Annotated in this window: 14 protein-coding genes; 4 read left to right on the top strand and 10 right to left on the bottom strand. The window is 63.5% G+C overall.

Features of this window, described 5'->3' with window-relative positions; translation table 11 throughout:
• Positions 1-106 precede the first annotated feature (106 nt).
• On the bottom strand, positions 107-3220 hold the full coding sequence (locus GC088_RS03230; RefSeq protein WP_323961894.1) for a DEAD/DEAH box helicase: 3114 nt from the start codon (positions 3218-3220) through the stop codon (positions 107-109).
• Positions 3221-3658: 438 nt separating this feature from the next.
• Between GC088_RS03230 and GC088_RS03225 the strand changes: the two genes are divergently transcribed.
• On the top strand, positions 3659-4219 hold the full coding sequence (locus GC088_RS03225) for a hypothetical protein (RefSeq protein ID WP_323960473.1): 561 nt from the start codon (positions 3659-3661) through the stop codon (positions 4217-4219).
• A gap of 30 nt (positions 4220-4249) precedes the next feature.
• Here GC088_RS03225 and GC088_RS15445 read toward each other — a convergent pair whose 3' ends face one another.
• The 7 genes from GC088_RS15445 to GC088_RS03195 form a co-directional block, all read right to left on the bottom strand.
• Positions 4250-4615 carry a GIY-YIG nuclease family protein gene (locus GC088_RS15445; RefSeq protein ID WP_416377509.1) on the bottom strand — a complete coding sequence of 122 codons (366 nt, stop codon included), beginning with the start codon at positions 4613-4615 and terminating at the stop codon, positions 4250-4252.
• A 299-nt stretch (positions 4616-4914) separates the two neighbouring features.
• Positions 4915-6015, bottom strand: a complete 1101-nt coding sequence (locus GC088_RS03220) for a Gfo/Idh/MocA family protein (RefSeq protein WP_416377508.1) — start codon at positions 6013-6015, stop codon at positions 4915-4917.
• Positions 6016-6074: 59 nt separating this feature from the next.
• Positions 6075-6851 (bottom strand): ThuA domain-containing protein, encoded by a 777-nt coding sequence (locus GC088_RS03215; protein WP_323960471.1) that lies wholly within the window; start codon positions 6849-6851, stop codon positions 6075-6077.
• A gap of 28 nt (positions 6852-6879) precedes the next feature.
• Positions 6880-7632 (bottom strand): carbohydrate ABC transporter permease, encoded by a 753-nt coding sequence (locus GC088_RS03210; RefSeq protein WP_323961893.1) that lies wholly within the window; start codon positions 7630-7632, stop codon positions 6880-6882.
• A gap of 121 nt (positions 7633-7753) precedes the next feature.
• Entirely contained in the window at positions 7754-8716 is a 963-nt protein-coding gene (locus GC088_RS03205) for a carbohydrate ABC transporter permease (RefSeq protein WP_323960470.1), read from the bottom strand.
• Positions 8717-8721: 5 nt separating this feature from the next.
• Positions 8722-9948 (bottom strand): sugar ABC transporter substrate-binding protein, encoded by a 1227-nt coding sequence (locus GC088_RS03200; RefSeq protein WP_323960469.1) that lies wholly within the window; start codon positions 9946-9948, stop codon positions 8722-8724.
• Between the two features lie 81 nt (positions 9949-10029).
• A complete protein-coding gene (locus GC088_RS03195; RefSeq protein WP_416377507.1) occupies positions 10030-11190 on the bottom strand; it encodes a Gfo/Idh/MocA family protein in 1161 nt (386 codons plus the stop codon).
• Between the two features lie 254 nt (positions 11191-11444).
• Between GC088_RS03195 and GC088_RS03190 the strand changes: the two genes are divergently transcribed.
• Both GC088_RS03190 and GC088_RS03185 read left to right on the top strand, forming a co-directional pair.
• Positions 11445-12461: a LacI family DNA-binding transcriptional regulator gene (locus GC088_RS03190; RefSeq protein ID WP_323960467.1), complete on the top strand. Its 1017-nt coding sequence runs from the start codon at positions 11445-11447 to the stop codon at positions 12459-12461.
• 45 nt (positions 12462-12506) lie between these two features.
• On the top strand, positions 12507-13739 hold the full coding sequence (locus GC088_RS03185) for a saccharopine dehydrogenase family protein (RefSeq protein WP_323960466.1): 1233 nt from the start codon (positions 12507-12509) through the stop codon (positions 13737-13739).
• 122 nt (positions 13740-13861) lie between these two features.
• Here GC088_RS03185 and GC088_RS03180 read toward each other — a convergent pair whose 3' ends face one another.
• Together GC088_RS03180 and GC088_RS03175 are read right to left on the bottom strand one after the other, a co-directional pair.
• A complete protein-coding gene (locus tag GC088_RS03180; RefSeq protein ID WP_416377490.1) occupies positions 13862-16111 on the bottom strand; it encodes a rhamnogalacturonan lyase in 2250 nt (749 codons plus the stop codon).
• Between the two features lie 274 nt (positions 16112-16385).
• Positions 16386-17099: a TetR/AcrR family transcriptional regulator gene (locus GC088_RS03175; protein WP_323960464.1), complete on the bottom strand. Its 714-nt coding sequence runs from the start codon at positions 17097-17099 to the stop codon at positions 16386-16388.
• A 219-nt stretch (positions 17100-17318) separates the two neighbouring features.
• Between GC088_RS03175 and GC088_RS03170 the strand changes: the two genes are divergently transcribed.
• On the top strand, positions 17319-18812 hold the full coding sequence (locus GC088_RS03170) for an amino acid permease (protein ID WP_323960463.1): 1494 nt from the start codon (positions 17319-17321) through the stop codon (positions 18810-18812).
• Positions 18813-18852 lie beyond the last annotated feature (40 nt).

The raw sequence follows: 18852 nt of genomic DNA, 5'->3' as shown, positions 1-18852 counted from the left end.
CTTGGGTTGCGCCAAGAGCGCTCTTCTCCATCAGTTCAAACTACGCCGCTCGAGTTGCGGATGACCCCTCGTCCCTTCTCGAAAGCGATCGATTCGGCCGGGTTGATCACCGCGCGACCGCCGATGCCGTGGCGAAGACGTCAGCCGGCATCGCGCGGTGCAGCTTCCAGGTAATCGCGATGGGCTTCTCCCCAGAATGCTGAACGTAGTCGATCAAACCTAAACATGTGTAGGGCACTGTCAGGCCGCTCTCGTCCTTCGCAGTGTCTCGGATGAAGAGCAACACCTGAGAGCCCCGCGACTTGTGCTTCAAATAGCGCTGCCCCGTGGGGCTAGTTGTAGCCGTGGCATTTTGCGACTCCCAGTGAAAGAGGTCAGGACCGATGGCGTAGTCCTTGTACATGGTGGTCGCTGAGTGATTCTGCTCATCCTTGTTGAGCGTGACGAAGAAGACGTCGGTTGACGTTGTGGGACACCAGGCAACGCCCTCACGGTGCTGCACGTTCTTACCCGTTTCCAGGGAGCCATATTCCAGCGCTGCCAGGACTTCCTCACGCCGGTAGGTCGCATGGGATAGCAGAGGAACGTGCCGCAGTCCGGCGCCGAGCCCCTTCGCCGCGTGCTTCGAGTCAGTGACGCCCAGTTCGACGAGTTGCCGGATTTCGTCGCACACAAAGCGGAACCGACGGAGGTGGTCCAGTCCGTCGTCGTATGTTTGGAAGCCGCCGCCATCGCTCCAGAGCGTATAGAACAGCATCCGGGCGAAGGTCTTCTCGCGTGATCCAAGCTCTTCATACCGCGGAGCGCTTTCGCTGACGAGCATCGTGTACGCGTCGGCTCGTTCTGGGTCGTCGACGTGAAGCAGCCGCACCATGCGCAGCAGGAGTTGTTTCTCCTGCGCGAGATCCGCCAGACCTCCGGCGATGGCGGCCTCCCCAGGAGAGAGCCCCTCGATCATGCCAGCCTGGCGTAGGTACCCGGTCCAGGAATCCCGCGTCGAGCGGTAAATGGTCTTCAGGTCGTTGCCAGATCGCTCGAGGTACTCGGCCAGTACCGTTTCGCCATAGGAGGCGATGTCACGCACGAGTTCGGCACGGTTGAACCGCAACTGAGCCCGGATGTTATCCAGCACGACTCGCTGCGCCACCCGGTCGAGAACGATCTGGGAACCGGACGGCAGGAACGGGAACTCGTCGTCGACCGCTTTCTCCAGCTGCTTCCGACCGAATCCTGTGAGCGCTCGATACCGCAGGTCGAAGCGGAACTCGCGGCGCTGCTGCCCGATGAAGTCCAGCGCTGTGAGGACCGATTTCTCCTCAGCGCGTCGCAGCCCGCGGCCAAGCTGCTGAAGGAAAATCGTTGCGCTCTGAGTTGGGCGGAGCATGAGAATCGTGTCTACTTCGGGCAGGTCGAGACCTTCGTTGAAGAGGTCGACGGTAAAGATGCAGTTGATCTTGCGGTCTCGTAGCTGTGTGAGCGCAAGCGCGCGTTCGTCGTCGTCCGTTCCACCGTGCAGGGCTATCGACGCGATACCTGCACGGTTGAAAACCTCGGCCATGTAGTGGGCGTGCTGGACGGAGACGCAGAAGCCGAGGGCACGCATCTGGTCGGTTCCGGTGATTTTGTCCCTGAGCTCGCGGATGACCTTAGCGGCGCGGGCGTCGTTGCCGGTGTAAAGGCGGTCGAGCTGGGCGAGATCGTAGTTGCCTCGCTTCCACTCCACCTGGCTGAGGTCGACGTCGTCGGACACACCGAAGTAGTGGAAGGGCACCAGGAGGTCAGCGTCGAGGGCATCCCAGAGTCGGAGTTCGCTCGCCGTACGACCGTCGAAGAACTGGTCGGCTACGTTGACGCCGTCGCCTCGCTCAGGTGTCGCCGTGAGGCCGAGTAATTGTTGAGGCTTCAGATGCTCAATGAGGCTGCGGTAGGTGGGCGCCATAGCGTGGTGAAACTCGTCAATGACGACGATGTCGAACATGTGGGGTTCGAGCTGCTGAATGCCTCTGGCACTGAGTGCCTGGACCGACGCGAAGACCTGCTTCCACTGTGTCGGCTTGTTGTCGCCGACGTAGAGCTCGCCGAAAGCGCCGTCTTGCATCACGTTGCGGTAGGTGCGCATGGATTGGCGCAGGATTTCTTGGCGGTGCGCAACGAAGAGCAGGGTGATGTTTCGGCCTGCGGCTTCGCTGAGACGTTTGTAGTCAAGGGCGGCGATGACCGTCTTGCCAGTTCCGGTGGCGGCGACGAGTAGGTTGCGAGTGTGGCCTTTGAGCCGTTCGGCCTCGAGCGCTTCGAGCATTTCCTCCTGGTGGAGGTACGGCTGGACCTCCAGTCCGGTGACGCCATCCGGAGCTATGGTGCGTTTGCCACCGTTTCGTTCGAGGGCTGCGTCAAGTTTGTCGCCGTCGCGCTCGGGATCATAGCTCTGGAACGCTCGCTGCTCCCAGTAACTGTCGAAGGTGACCTCGAACTTCTTCAGCAGTGTGGGCGTGGCGATATTGGAGAGCCTGACGTTCCACTCGAGCCCGTCGAGGAGCGCGGCTTTGCTGAGATTTGAGCTTCCGACGTAGGCGGTGTCGAAGCCTGTGTCCCTTCTGAATAGCCACGCTTTGGCGTGGAGGCGGGTGGCCTGAGTTTCGTAGCTAATCTTTACCTCTGCCCCGTAGCGGGTGACGAGTTCGTCAATGGCACGGCGTTCAGTGGCGCCCATGTAGGTGGTGGTGATGACTCGGAGCCTTGCCCCGCGTTCGTGAAGCCTTTCAAGGGCGGGGTGCAGCATGCGCAGTCCGGTCCAGCGGACGAAGGCGCAGAGCAGATCGACTGTGTTGGCCGAGTCCATCTCTGTCCTGATTTCTGCTGCGAGGTTGGGTTCATCCTTGCTGTTGGTAAGGAGTGCCGACTCACTGAGGCGCGTGGTGGGTCGTTTGACGCTGCGGCGTCGTAGGTTCTCAGGCCGGTGAAGTCCGAGGAGTTCTTGTGGCCCGACGGAAATAGCGGCCGGGCGGCTGAGGTGTCTCAAGATGCTGTTAGCAATCTGGACGCGCGCCTCGGGGGCGGCTTCCGCCAGGGCATGTCTCACGGCTTCGGCTATGTGGCGCGAGAGGATGTCAGGCGCGTTCCTCTCATCGACCTGCTCGAACGAAGCGTGCAGTTCGGGGGTCGCCGCCAACTGCCTGGCGATTGCGTCAGTTTTCAAGAGCTCATACAGCCCCTCGGGCAGCTGCGGCGCTGCCCCTTCCCCATTGGTTTGGCTCACCTGACCAGGGTAAAGGTTGCGACACCGATTCGCGGTGTCAATTCCAGGGCATAGACCATATTCTGACGGCATGACTATCCGTATCGATTTACTTCACAATGACGACGTTGAGTCTGCTGGGAGTCTGATGCGATGGCCTTCCCACAACTACTACTCGACAGGCGGTAAGTTTGACTCATGTCGACAGACTGCTATAAGTCTCCAACTGACCGTAACGCTGGCCACTTCACCGACAAAACGAAGCTTGAGTTAGCTTCACGTTCCGCGGGATTTTGCAATAATCCCAGTTGCAACCGCCTACTTCGTGCCTACCGAGTAGAGGGAGACGTCGGAGATCTGAAATTGGGCCAGGCTGCCCATATCGAGGGAAACTCACATGGGTCCGAGCGTCATATTTGTGGAATGCCTGCTGACAAACGAAAACATATCGACAACGGTATCTTTCTGTGTGGTAGTTGCCATGACATGATCGACAAGCGTGGAAGCTACGCCGATGAGAGTGGTGTCAGTGTTGAGACACTCCGCGAGTGGCGCTCGAATCATTATCGAATCGTCGACGACGCGCTGAACGGGGCCTATGACCTTTTCAGCTTAGCCCGGCGTCAGACAAAACAGTCCGTTGATGCTCGCATGCTCATCGAGGAAATGAATAAGCATGCAGCGTTCTTCGCCCCTGTGTATGACGAAGACTGGACTCATGTAATCAGCTCGTTCAAGCGCTTCAGGTCGACAATAGGAACGCTCCTAGTCACGACCCTTCCGGATGATCCTATCTACTCAGCCTGTTGCGAGATCGACGCGGCTCTGCGCTTATTCATGAATAGAATAAAGACGAAGAACGGACAGGCCGTAGATGAGCTGGACGCTCAAACATGCCTTCTCGGTGTCCGAATAGCCATCAAGCCCCATATAAGGCAACTTTCTCGGATTGCTGGCAGGAGTGTGCCCGCCAATCTGGCATAGCGGAGTTGAATGATTCAGACGGTTCCGAAACTAACGGCACTTTTGGGCTCTCGCCTTGTGTTTCAGCACCTTTGCGCGAGCACTGGTGTGAAGTTGCTCAGCAGACAGTCCGTCCCGGTTGAGCGGTACCCTAGATTGCAATAGCAGCGAGTATTCCACTCCTGACAGGTCCTCGGCCCTCCTTGTAACCGGGGAGGACATCGATAAGTTGTTTGTCATCCAAGATGTCAGCGTTGCCTCGTCTGCTGCTATCAAACCATGGTTGGTTGCACTACCGAACCATTCAGCCTGCATGCCCATCAGTCCAGCCAACGAGCGTCTGAACGTAGAGCCTTGTGTCTTAAGTTTGTGATGCTTTGCTCGAGTACGCAGGTTTGTTCCCTTGCCGACATACACGAAATTCACCAGCCCTGATCGGTTTCAACGGCACTGGCCAGTTGAATGTGTCTGGCAGGACGCCCGTCAGATACCACTTGTAGACCCCAGGCATGTTGCGAGTGGCCCCCCAAGCCTTCTCGCAAGGATGTACGTCGCTCCACCGCAACTCGTTCATACGAGAACAATACGATCAGGCTTCGACATCAGATCAAGGTAAACGCAACATGTGCTGAACCTTTCAACCTGGGTACCTCCGAACCGGTCAATCAATATCTGCATTCGGCTTGAATAAAATGACAACAAGAAACGTGACGCTACTAGTAGCACCTTGAATGCTTTCCCAAAACCGTTTCGCGACGGCGCCCTGCCACGCGCTCACCAATGCCACCTCTCGCAGAACCCCACGATTCCAGCACCGCCCGAACATCCGCCCGCCGCTCAGAAGCCACAGCGATCCGGTACGCGTCCTCCATCACGTCGTCGATCAGCACCCGCTGTCCCGTAGACGCCGACCGCACCGCCGCCTCCACCATGGCCAGGCTCAACACGTTCGAGTGCACTTCCCCCGACGGCACCTCCCCGGACCGCAACGCGGACACAAATTCGCCCAGCGCCCCGGCAATCTCCTCCTCATGCGACACCGGCGGAACAACAGCGGCCCCGGACAGCAGCTCGGCAACCGGCTCCCCCGCCCCGTCCCACGCTGCCGTCCCGCCGGCACCGTTCACCCGCCAGGACCCGTTCCAGGACGTCTCCAACCCGTCCGCACACCAACTCCCCGTATACACGTACCGGATGCCGCCACTCATCTGGAACACCGCGGTAGCGGCAGCAGCACCGTCGTACCAGCTCCACGACGGATTGAACTCTTCGCAGTACACCGACACCGGATCCTGATCCAGCAGGAACCGCACCGCATCGAACTGGTGGATTGCCATGTCCACCAGCAGCACATGCGCCATCTCTTCCCGGAACCCGCCGAAGTGCGGTGCCTTGAAGAACTCGGTGGTTACCACGCCGATGTCGCCCAGCTGACCGGTCAGCGCCTTCAGCTGCGTCAGGCCCTGGAAGTACCGGCGGGACTGGCTGATCATCAGCAGCTGCCCGCTCACCTCCGCCGCAGCCGCCAGCGACAGACCCTCCGCCACGGTCGGTGCCACCGGCTTCTCACAGAGCACCGGCAGGCCGGCGAACATGGCCTCCACATTCACCGGATGATGCGCCGCCGGCACCGTCACATTCACCACGGCGTGCGCACCGGTCGCCGCCGCAACCTCGGACACCGAGGTGCCCAACGCGACGTCCCGCAACCCGAACTCCTCGACCGCGGCCTGCGCGGCACCCAGGTTGAGGTCCACCAGGCCCACCACTTCGACGTCGTCGTTCGCTTGCAGGGTACGGATCCAGGCCTTGCCCATGCCACCGGCACCCACCTGCACCACGCGCAGCGGGGTGGCTTCAACGGTCTTGAAGGTGATCAATTGTGCATCGCTCCCTGGTAGCCGTGACCGGTGTAGAAGTCCTCGGTTTCGTAGCGCAGCAGCACCGGGTCGGTGCGCTCGGGCCGCAGCGTTCGGGCCCACTCCACACCGTTGGCGATCACGCGGCGCACGTCCTTGTGGTGGTAGACCGGGTAGTCCTGATCGCCCGGGCTGAAGAAGAAGATCTTCCCGAAGCCGCGTTTGAACGTGCAGCCGCTGCGGAACACCTCTCCGCCGCTGAAGGTGCTGAGGAAGATCAGCTCATCCGGTGCAGGAATGTCGAAGAACTCCCCGTACATCTCCTGCTCCGGAATGATGAACGGGTGCGGGATGCCCTGCGCGATCGGGTGCGCCGGGTTCACGGTCCACACGATCTCGCGGTCACGCTCGGACCGCCATCGCAGCGTGCACGAGGTGCCCATCAGCTTCCCGAAGATCTTCGACCAGTGGCCCGAGTGCAGCACCAACAGCCCCATCCCCGCCAGCACGTGCCGGTGCACGCGTTCGACGACGTCGTCCGCCACCTCGCCATGTGCGGCGTGGCCCCACCACACCAGCACGTCGGTGTTGTCCAGGACGTCCTCGGTGAGGCCGTGCTCGGGATCGTCGAGGGTGGCGGTGCTGACCACGGCCCGGGCGCCGAGGTTCTCCTCGATGCCCTCGCGGATGGTGTTGTGCATGCCGTCGGGGTAAATGTCGCGGACCTTCTGCTGAACCTGCTCGTGGCGGTTTTCGCCCCAGACCAGGACGCGCAGGGGTTCGGTGTAAGTCATGGGAGTGTTCCTAACGTTGGGATGGCTTTTACTTGACGGCCCCGCCGGTGGCACCGGCCGCAATGTATTTCTGGGCCAGGATCAGCAGCGCGATCGCCGGCAGTGAGGACAGGACGGCGGTGGCCATGACGGCGCTCCAGTTGGACACCTGCGTGCCCAGGTACTGGTAGATGCCCAGGGTCACCGGCCGCACCTCCTCGGTGGTGGTGAGGGTCAGCGCGAACAGGAAGTCGCTCCAGGAGAACAGGAACGCGAACAGCCCCGCGGTGATCAGCGAGTTCCGGCTGATCGGTAGCACAATCGACACGAACGCCCGAACCAGGCCCGCGCCGTCGACCCTTGCAGCCTCCACAATGGAGGCGGGAATGCCGATCATGAACGCCCGCATGATGAGGATGACAAACGGGATGGCGTGCGTGGCATCGGCGAGGATCAGGCCTGGGATGCTGTTGAGCAGCCCGAGGTCGTTGTACGCCGCGTACAGCGCATTCGCGATCACGATTCCCGGGATCATTTGCGAGATCAGGATCGCCAGCAGCGCGATGTTCACCCAGCGGAAACGGAACTGCGCCAGCGCATAGGCCGCCGGCGCCGCGACGGCGAGGCTAAACACCACGGTGCCCAGCGAGACGATCAGGCTGGTCACGAGGTTGGGCCCCTGCTCCGAGATGGCACGGGCGTACCCGTCGAAGCTCGGGTTCACCGGGAAGAAGCTCGCGGTCAGCGTGTTGCCCGAGGGCTGCAGCGACGCGTTCACCATCCAGTAGACGGGGAACAGCATCACGGCCAGGAACAGCACACCCAGCGCCGTGTAGACGGCGGCCTGGCTGCGTTGCCTGCCCACGTTGCGTTGGGTTGGAACGCGTACGACGGCGGTATCCACAGTAGTCACGGCTCTCCCCTTACTCGTCGACTGCGCGCCGGTTGGCGCGGAGGTAGATGACGGCGAACACGAGCGAGATCAGGATCAGGATGTTGCTGAACGCTGCACCCACCCCGAACTCGAAGTTAATGAACGACTCCTGGTAGGACCGGATGGACAGCGTCTGCGTGGCATTCGCCGGCCCGCCGTTGGTCAGGCCCAGGATGATGTCCAGCACCTTGATGGTGTAGACGACGCCCAGCACTAGCACCACGCTGATCACCGGCTTCAGGTTGGGCAGCGTGATGTTCCAGAACGCCTTCCAGCCGGTGGCGCCGTCGAGAGCTCCCGCTTCATACAGTTCGTCCGGGATGTCCTGCAGACCTCCGTAGAGGATGGTCACGTTGAACGGGATGCCCACCCAGATGTTCACCAGTACGACGGCGAGCAGAGCCACCGACGGGCTGGTCAGCCACGGCACGGCGTCGATGCCGAACGTGCCGAGGAACCGGTTCAGAATGCCCGAGTCCTGGTCGAGGATGGACCGCCAGGTGGCGCTCGAGACGATCAGCGGAAGCAGCCACGGCAGCAGGAGCATCGAGCGCAGGAAGTTGCTGAGCGGGAAACGCCGCTTGAAGAAACACGCCAGCGCCAGCCCGATCACGAACTGCCCGACGATTGACCCGACCGTGAACAGCGCCGTGTTGGTCATCGCCGGCCAGAACAGGCTGCTGTTGAACACCGTCCGGTAGTTCTCCAGGCCCACCCACGGAGCCTCGCCCGTGAAGAAGGTCTTGGTGGTGTACTCCTGCAGGCTCATCGTGACGTTCTTGACCACCGGGTAGCCGAAGAACAACAGGATGTAGAGCGCTGCCGGGGCCACGAAGAGCAGCCGCACTATTCCCTCGCGGGAGAGCCGCCGCCGGGCCCGGGCGGGAGGCGGGGCCTCCGCGGAGGAGGCCGCCGCCGTCGTCGTCGTTGGTGCTGTGTCTATCTGCGACATGGCAACTATCCCGCCGAGGCCTGCTCGAAGGCTTCCTCGGCCGAGGCCTTGCCGGTCAGGGCGAGCTGGATGGCGTTGTAGATGACGGTGGCGGCTTCGGGCCATTCCTCGCCGAGCTGGCCTGTGCGCGAGCGGGCGTTGGCCACCTGCTCGGTGAAGGACTCCATCTCGGGGACCGCGGCGACGTACTCTTCGGCGAGCGCGGTCTTGGTGGGAACGGTGTAGCGCGCTTCGGCGAGGGCAAGCTGGTTCTCGTCATTGCTCATGCAGGTCACGAACTCGGCGGCCTTGGCCTGCTTCGCGTCGTCGCCGGTGACCGGGACGGTCCAGACTTCGCCGCCGAGCGGTGCGATGGAGGTCTGGCCCTCCTCGTTGACGGGGATCTGCACGGAGTCCCACTTGATGTTGGCGTCTTCCTGCAGGGCCGGGATCTGCCACGGGCCGTTGACCATCATGGCTGCCTTGCCGGCCATGAACTGGTCCTTTACGTCCGCCTGCGACCAGTTGATCACCGAGCTCGACGCCGACCCGCTGTCCACGAGGTCCTTCCAGAGCGCCAGGCCCTCGGCGACCTCGGGGCTGGTCAAGTCGGTCTCGTCGCCGCCGTTGGACCACATGAACGGCAGGAACTGCCAGCTGCCCTCGTAGGTGGCGATGGCGGAGAACGCGATGCCGTACTGGTCGCCGGAGGTGAGCTGCTCGGCGGCGGCCTTGAGCTCATCCCAGGTCTGCGGTGGCTCGATGCCGGCTTCCTCGAGCAGGGTGGTGTTGTAGAAGATGCCGAGCGTATTGGCGGTCGGGGCCAGGCCGTAGACCTCGCCCTCATAGGTGGCGGCTTCCAGCATGCCCTTCGCGAAGCCGGAGGTGTCGACGTCGTACTGGCTCAGCGGCGAGAGGCCTCCGGTGGCAGCGATCTCCTGCACGTCCGGGTTGTCGAGCATGAGCACATCCGGCAGCGTCTGCGACGACGCGCGCTGCAGCACCTTCTGGATGAGGTCCTTGCCGGGGATGGTCTCGCGTTCGATGGTGACGTCGAGTTCCGTGGCGCAGCGGTCGATGGCCTCCTGGACCAGCGTCTTGTCCGGCTCGTTGTTGTAGTAGTCGACGACGGTGAGGGACTCGACGTCGCCGCCTGCCTCTGCCGCGCCGCCGCCTCCTCCCCCGCCGCACGCGGTGAGGGTGAGCGGTGCGATGGCGGCCAGGGCGGCGATGGTGCTGAGCTTGCGGTTCATAGGGGCTCCTTTGCCTGTGTTGATCTCGGCTGGGTCTTGCTGTGCTGCAGGGGTTCGATTCCCCTAGGCTCCAGTTGCGGTCTAGCGGACTGTTTCGAACGACGGGATGGACTGCCACTGCGCCTGCTGGGCGGCGCTGGCTTCGACGGCGGCCAGGACTTGTTGGATCTGGAGACCGTCAGCGAACGACGGCGCGGGTGCGGTTCCGTTCGCGATGCCGGTGACGAAGTCGGCGATCTGATGGACGAAGGTGGACTCGTAGCCCAGTCCGTGGCCGGGCGGCCACCAGGCGCCGGCGTAGGGGTGGTCGGATTCGGTGACGAGGATACGGCGGAAGCCCTCACTCGTAGCGGGCTGGGTGTTGTCGTAGAACTCGAGCTCGTTGAGCCGCTCGAAGTCGAAGGCGAAGGCGCCCTTCGACCCGTTGACCTCCAGCCGCAGTGCGTTCTTCCGGCCGGTGGCGAAGCGGGTGGCTTCGAAGGTGGCGAGCGCGCCCTGATCGGTGCGGGCGAGGATGACTGCCGCGTCATCGACGGTGACGTCCCCGCGGGCCGGAGTGCCGCCGTCGTCCTGGGTTGTGGTGGCGCTGAGGCCGGCGGACGACGTCGGCAGCGGCCGGGTGGGAACGAAGGTTTCGGTGAGGGCGCTGACACCGGTGATCGTGTGGCCGGTGATGTGCTGGGCGAGGTCGAGGATGTGGGCGCCGATGTCGCCGAGCGCGCCAGAGCCGGCTTCTTCGCGGTCGAGGCGCCAGACCAGCGGGAAGTTTTCGTCCGTGATCCAGTCCTGCAGGTAGACGGCGCGGATGTGGCGGATGGTGCCGATGCGGCCGTCGTCGACCAGTTGCTTCGCGTAGGCGAGGGCGGGTGTGCGGCGGTAGCTGAAGCCGACCATCGCGTGGGTGCCGTTGGCTGCTGCGCGTTCGGCGGCGTCGGTCATGGCCTGCGCATCCTCAACCGTGCTGGCGAGCGGCTTCTCGCAGAGGACGTGCTTGCCGGCGTTGAGCGCCGCGATGGCGATCGGGGCGTGCAGCTTGCCGGGGGTGCAGATGTCGACGACGTCGATGTCCGGGTCCTCTACGACGGCGCGCCAGTCGGTTTCGACGCGGCCGATGCCGAACTTCTGCGCGAACTCCTGGGCGGCGTCTTCGTTGCGACCGCAGACGACGGCGAGTTCGGGCTTGATGCCGAGGTCGAAGAACCGCGGCGCCGTGGTCCAGGCCTGTGCATGGATGGAGCCCATGAACGAGTAGCCGATGAGGGCGACCTTGAGGGTTTGCGGCACGGGGCAGCTCCTTCCTCGTTGAATGTGCTGGGGGTGTTTGATGCTGTGCTTTCGGCGGTTGAGTAAAACGTTTTACTATTTGGCCTGTAGATGAGTGTGGTGCGTCACATGGGCGCTTGTCAAGGAAAAATTTAAACGCTTTACTGGATGAACGGTGCGGACCCTCCGGATGCGTCCGCCGAACGATTCCCCGGTCTCGAAGGACGGTTTTCATGGCCACCATGCAGGACGTTGCGCGGCTCGCCAACGTGTCCATCGCGACGGTGTCCTTCACCATCAACAACACCAAGCCGGTAGCTCCGGCAACGCGTGCCCGGGTGGAGGCTGCGATGCAGGAGCTGGGGTTCCGGCGGAACATTGTCGGGCGTGCGTTGGCCGGGAAGAAAACCCGGATCATCGCGCTGCTGTTCCCTGCGCTGCAGCACTCCTTCAGCGGCACCGTGGTGGAGTTCTTCACCAGCGGCGCGGCGGCGGCCCGGGAGCAGGGCTACAACCTGGTGCTCTGGCCGATCAGCAACGACGCCGGCCACACCACTGAGCTGACGTCCAGCGGACTGGTGGACGGCGTGATCCTCATGGAGGTCCCGCTCGACGATCCCCGTGTGGAGGAGCTGTTGGTATCCGGGACGCCGTTCACACTGATCGGCCGCACACGGGATCCGCGAGCGCTGACCTACGTGGACATCAACTTCGAGGAGACCCTGGTGGCGGCCGTGCGGCACCTGACGGCACTGGGACATCAGCGGATCACGCTGCTGGATGACGCCGTCGGAAGCCGCGGATTGGACGCCTTCGGTCCGGTCCGACGGTCGCGCGCGAGCTATGAGGCCGAGATGCGCCGGCAGGGTCTTGAGCCGTCAGCCTTCACGTGTGGTGCGGTGCCGGCCGCAGGGAAAGAAGCGGCGGGGGTTTTATTGCGGGACTTTCCGGACACCACCGCCGTCATCATCCAGAACGAACTCGCGGCGACGGGCTTCGTGAACGGGCTGCGGCACGCCGGCGTCGAGATTCCGGGTGATCTGTCGGTGCTGTCGGTTGGGTCGTCGGCGGAGATGGCTGCGATGGCCGACCCGGAGCTGACCGTGCTCTCCTCCCCCTCGACCGAGTTGGGCCGGATGGGCGTGGAGGCACTGATCGACCAACTGGAGGGCCGGGCGTCCGAGCTGCGGCAGGAACTGGTGATGTGCCGACTGGAAGGCGGCCAGTCGACGGGGCCGGCGCCGAGGTAGCACTTCTCCGCGTCGGTTTGGCCGCTGCCGTGGAAGACTGCTGGCATGGAGGCCCCACCCCGCGACCACGACCTCGTCCTCTTCGGTGCGACCGGCTTCGTCGGTGAATTGATCGCCGGATATATTGCAGACCACGCTCCTCCGGACCTGCGCGTGGGGCTCGCCGGAAGATCGAAAGTGAAGCTCGAGGCCGTACGGTCTAGGCTGCCCGCCTCCGCACACGACTGGGCACTCATCGAGGCCGACTCGGACCACCCTGACTCGCTCGCTGCACTGGCCGCAGGCACCAGGGTTCTTTTCACCACGGTGGGCCCCTATGCGAAGTACGGACTGCCCGTCGTCGAGGCCTGTGCCCGCGCCGGCACCCACTACGGGGATCTGACGGGCGAGGTGTCCTTCGTCCGTGAAGCCATCGACCGTTGCGACACGCTGGCAAGAACCACCGGTGCACGGATCGTCCATGCGTGCGGCTACGACTCCCTCCCGTCGGACCTCGCAGTGCTCCTCCTACACCGCGCTGTGGAGGCCGACGGCGCGGGCGGACTGACCGATGTGCAGCTCGTCGCCAGGGCGAAGGGCGGCTTCAGCGGCGGCACCATCGAGTCGATGCGCGGGCAGCTCGATGGCATTCGATCGAACCCTGTGCTGCGATCGCTCGCGTGCGATCCCTACTCCCTCAGTCCGGACAGGACAGCGGAGCCCTCGACCCGGCAGCCGAAGGACCTGGGGTGGGTCGGACGCGCAGATGGCGGCCTGTGGACCGCGCCCTTCATCATGGCGTCAGCGAACACACGGATCGTTCGTCGCAGCAATGCCCTGCAGGGTTGGGCCTATGGCCGGTCTCTGCGGTACGGCGAGGTGATGGGTATTAGGCGCGGGTTCGCCGGCGGAGTCCTCGCCGGAGCGACGGCACTCGGACTAAGGGCATTCGGAGCCACGCTGGCCCTACCACTTACGAGGAAACTGCTGGACCGCGTCCTTCCGTCGCCCGGTACGGGCCCGAGCGAGGCCGCGCGGCGCTCAGGCTGGTTCCGGTCCGAGTTAACTGCTTCCACAGAGAGCGGCCGGCGGTACCGGGCCGTCGTAGCCGGGCCAGGCGACCCGGGATACGCCGCCACCGCCGTAATGGCCGGGGAGGCAGCGCTCTCACTTGCCCTCGACGGCGACCGCCTGCCGTCCGCTGCCGGATCACTGACCCCGGCGACCGCCCTCGGCGAGGTCCAGATCGAGAGGCTGCGCGCGGCAGGCCATACCTACGAAATCACTTCCCTCACCTGACGGACACCGAATAGGACCACAATCCGCCCTGGTGGTTCTCGAAAACTAAAGCTTGTAGAAACGGGCGGCGGGGCGTTCGCCCCACCGCCCGTCTCTGCGGTTACTTGTCTACTTCGTCATTGTCAGTGCTGTTCGGGCTTGCCGTTGCCTGGTCGCACGGTGATCTCGGCCGTAGCGGTTGTTTCGATACCGGCGTGGTTGATCGCGGTGACGTTAAGTTCGAAGCTGCCCTTGAGTCCTTCGGTGGGAAGCTCGTAGCGGCCGTTCACTCCGGTGACCTCTTGTCCATTGAAGGTGACGGTGAGTGAGCGGACACCCGACTCAGCATCTTCTGCTCGAACGTCGACTGCGAGCCCGCGCTTGGCACCTACCTTGGTGTCCTTGAGCTCGGTCACGACTGGTGCTGTCTCGTCGGGTGCCGGGGCGTTCACGTAGGCGATGCTCGGAGCGGGAGGCGTGGTCATTCCCTCGCCGAGGAAGAAGCTCGAGTGAGGGGGCTGGTTGTAGGAGGTGTTCTGCCACGCTACGCCGAGCCGATACACCGGATCGTGCATCAGGGTGCGGATGCGGTGCTCGGTGACATCGGTGGTGGTGAAGATTTTCAGCGACGAGTGGTCGGCGCTGCGGTAGACGAGTTCCTCGCGCCAGTCGCCGAGCAGGTCGGCCTGGAGTGCCGGGTTGCCCTTGGTGCCGTTACCTGTGAGGGTGCCGTCGAGTGTGAGCAGCCGGTCTTCTGTCTTCGACTCCCAGTTCCACTTCGATATGGTCGGCGTCGCGCCAGTGGCGAGTTCGGTCGGGTCGGTGTAGTCGTGATCGGTGATCTCACGCAGCAGGTCCCCGTCCCACCAGGTGAGGAAGTTCGCCGCAGGGATGCTCGTACCAAGGTCCGTGCCATCTGCTGCGCGGAGCGATCCGACCTTTGAGTAGAACTTGTACGTGCCTCCGATTGCCCACGCCTCGTTGCCCTCGTGTGTCGGGTCTATATCGCCCGCCGCGCCGCGGCCGGTGTCACGGGTACCGGGTATCGACCAGAGGATCTCACCGGTAGCCGCGTCGCGCATGGTCGCCGCCCGCTGACCGCTGCTGGACATACTCTCGTGAACTGCGAACACCTCAAGTCCAGCACGCGAGGGGACGTGGTCGGTGAGATGCATCGCGTCACCGTGACCGAGGCCTGTGTTGTAGAGCGGCGTACCGTCATCATCGATTGTCATCGACCCGAAGACGATCTCGTCGGCGCCGTCCGCGTCGACATCCGCGATCGAGAGGTTGTGGTTGCCTTGCCCCGAGAACTGGTTGCCGGCTTTGGTCGAGTCGAACAACCAGCGTTCTTCGATCTTGCCGTCAACGAAGTCGAATGCGGCGATGTAGGTCTTTGTGTAGTACCCACGACTGAAGATCATGGTGGGGTTTTCGCCGTCGAGGTAGGCGGTGCCGGCAAGAAACCGGTCCATTCGGTTGCCGTAAGTGTCGCCCCACGATGACAGCGCTCCACGCGCCGGTACGTAATCGACACTGTCGAGCGCCGCGCCGGTCGCGCCCTCGAAGACGGTCAGGTACTCGGGTCCGGTCAGGATGTAGCCGCTTGTGTTGCGATGATCCGCTGCTGCGTCGCCGATGACCTTGCCGGCACCGTCGACCGTGGCGTCTGCGGTCTTCATTGCAACCTCAGCTCGGCCGTCGCCGTCGTAGTCGAACACCTGGAACTGGGTGTAGTGAGCTCCCGCGCGGATGTTGCGGCCCAGGTCGATCTGCCACAGCCGGGTGCCGTCAAGCTTGTAGGCGTCGAGGTACACGTTGCCTGTATAGCCCGAACGGGAGTTGTCCTTCGCGTTCGTCGGATTCCATTTGAGAACTATCTCGTACTCTCCGTCACCGTCGAGATCGCCGACCGATGCATCGTTGGCTTCGTACTCGTAGGCCTCCCCTGTCGGAGTCGTGCCGCCTGCCGGTCTTTGGAGCGGGATGTCCAAGGACTGATCCCCCCATGGCGTGAACTCGTCAGTGACCGTCACTTCGCGTTGGTCGATCAATGCGGTCACGCGGTAGACCGAAGTTCCGGTCCCTTCCGCATCGAGCAGATTGGTACTGCCTGTGATCGGAGCTTCAGTGATGCGGACACCGTCACGGTAGACGTGGAAACCGGTCGAATCGGCGTCGAGGCCGAGCATGCGCCAACCAACGTAGACTCCACCCTCGGTCGTCACAGCGACCGGGGCTCGGTCGAGGTACTCCACCTGCCGAATCGGCGTGTCTTCGGGCGCCGCAACTGCCGGCATACTCCCAAGCGTTGCCGCAGCGACAGCTGCCGCTGCGGCCGCTCCTAGTGCTCGTCGTGACCTTCGTGGATTGACGAACGAAACCATAACCATCTCCCTTGATGTCCTGATGCATTGGCTAGTCAATAGCTCACATAGCGAGAAAACGCTTTCTTGAACGTTTCATCGTGCTTTGGTCGCAACCGGTTGTCAAGGGCAACAGACAATTTCTGAAGGCCTGCCCGCTTCTCCAAAAGGCAGTACGCTCCGAGGCCTTCTCGGGCATATCAGCCCTGAAATGGCACGATCCAAGCGATCACCGGGACCGAATGGCGCGCAGACTACGCCGCGACACTCGACGCTGTGCCGGACAAATGGGAAGGGGTCGTCAATATCGTTCGCCTGCCGGAGTCGGTAGTTGGTGTCCCAAGGAACCGATGAGGGCTCTACCCTCTTCCCGTATCGTCGCCAAGTCATCGGCGCGCCCGCACAGCACTACAGCAGCATCGGCTACTTCAAGGGGTGAGCCGGGATGAATCTGGCCATCGATACGAAGACTGATCAGAGACTCGACCAGCCGAAACGCCAGCTCCCCGTGATGTTGGAGCCCGCCTGAGGATATCGGGCTGCGGACAGCCGCTGAACCGAAAACCCGGTAGAGCTGCTGCAGTTCCTCGCGATCGGCAAGGAAGCGACTGAAACGCTCACTCCGGACTTCCGGCAGGTGATAGAGGATTCCAACGTTCCATCTGCCGCTGCACAGGTGGGATCCGTCGAACAGAGCTACCGCGTGTAGCCGTGCAGCAGGAGAAACAGCGCCCTGCCCTCGTTCCGGTGACTCACCTACTGCACGCGCGAAGGACAACCCTGCGGCGACCGTGCGGGACAGCAGATCCTCAAGGATGTCGTCCTTCGTCGCGAAGTGGTGGTAGAGCGACGACTGGCGGATCCCGACGGCATCGGCAATGGCACGGGTGGATGTCGTGGCGTAGCCCTGGGTGGTGAAGAGCTCGGCGGCCGCGTCGAGGATCTCTTCGCGGGCGGTTGCTCCGGGTCGGGTCGCCTGGCGCGCACGGGGGCGGCCGGGTCCAGCGAGGGTCATGACCCCATTCTTACAGTCGGGAATCCGCCCGGTTTGGCCGGATTCCCACCCCGCCGAGGCGCGAAACATGCCGGAAACAAGCTCCTCATGTGCCTTTTACGTCTGGGAAACCGCCGCGCGATGTGGCGTTGGAAAACTATCACTTGACCGGTATTGCGCAGGACCTTCGCTCCCTCTCCTGCTCACCACCATCCCATCAGTCCAGCCCCGGAGACCCCCATGACGATTTCCTCCCCGATCCATCAGGACGACGCCGACCTTACGTCCCTCGGCTACCAACCGTCCCTGCACCGCAAGCTCGGCCGGTACGCGTCCTTCGCGGCGGGGTTCTCCTTCGTCTCCATCCTCACCACCATCTTCCAGCTCTTCGCCTTCGGCTATTCGTTCGCCGGGCCGGCGTTCTTCTGGACCTGGCCCATCGTCCTGGTAGGACAACTCCTTGTTGCGCTGAACTTCGCGGAACTGGCTGCCCGTTATCCGCTTTCGGGTGCGGTGTACCAGTGGGCACGGCGCGTGGGTGGGGAAACCGTGGGCTGGTTCGCGGGCTGGTTCATGTCCCTGGCGCAGGTGGTCACCGCCGCTGCAGCAGCCATCGCCCTCCAGGTAGTGCTGCCGCAACTGTGGAGCGGATTCCAACTTGTCGGCGGTGATCCTGCGCTCAACACCGTCACGGGCGCGGCGAACGCCGTCGTTCTCGGTGCCATCCTCCTGGTCGCCACCACCATCATCAATGCCCTCGGCGTCCGCCTGATGGCGCATGTGAATTCGATCGGGGTGACCTGCGAGATCGTCGGAGTGATCGCCGTTGTCCTCGCCCTCCTCACCGCGGCGCAGCGCGGGCCCGACGTCGTCGCCGACACCACTGTGCTGCAGGGGTCGGATCTCGGCGCGGTCGGCGCCTTCCTGGTCTCGGGCCTCATGGCCGCGTACGTGATGGTGGGCTTCAATTCCGCCGGCGAGCTCTCCGAAGAAACCAAGGACCCCCGCCGCACTGCACCGCGCACCATCATCTCGGCCCTCGCGATCTCCGGAATCGGTGGAGCGGCCATGATCATCACCGCACTGATGGCCGCGCCGAGCCTCGACGACGGCCGCCTCGCCACCGAGGGACTCCCCTACGTCCTGACGGCCGTCCTCGGCACCTTCTGGGGCAAGGTCCTGCTCGTTGACGTCGCCATCGCGATCTTCGTCTGCACCCTGGCCATCCAGACCGCCGGCTCGCGCCTGGTCTTCTCGATGGCGCGTGACGGCAAGCTGCCCGCCTCCCGCCTGCTCTCGACAGTTCACCCCCGCCGCGGCACCCCCATCTGGCCGTCGATCGCCATCGGCGCGCTCGCCGTCGGAGTCCTGGCCATCAACGTGGGCAACGCCGCCCTCTTCACCACGCTGACCAGCGTCTGCATCGTCATGGTGTACATCGCGTACCTGATGGTCACCGTGCCGCAGCTGCTCAACCGGCTGCGCGGCGACTGGGACCGAGTAGGGCAGACCATGCCGTCCGGCCTCTTCTCGCTGGGCCGTTGGGGGCTGCCTGTGAACGTGCTCGCCGTCCTCTACGGGGCCGCCATGGTGGTGAACCTCGCCTGGCCCCGCCCGGAGGTCTACGAGCCCACCGGTGAGAACGGAATCCTTCTCTACTCCGCTCCCCTACTGGTCGCCGTCGTATTCCTCGTGGGCCTCTCCGTCCGCAGGCGCACAATGCGGACGCCCTAGCGCCCTTCCCTTCCCCACTGCCCTCACCCGCCGCTCTTAC

Origin of the sequence: Arthrobacter sp. JZ12 (genome assembly GCF_035189165.1) — a bacterium.
Classification (GTDB): domain Bacteria; phylum Actinomycetota; class Actinomycetes; order Actinomycetales; family Micrococcaceae; genus Arthrobacter_D.
The sequence above is the reverse complement of the archived record's forward strand: the minus strand, read 5'-3'. Positions and strand labels throughout refer to the sequence as shown.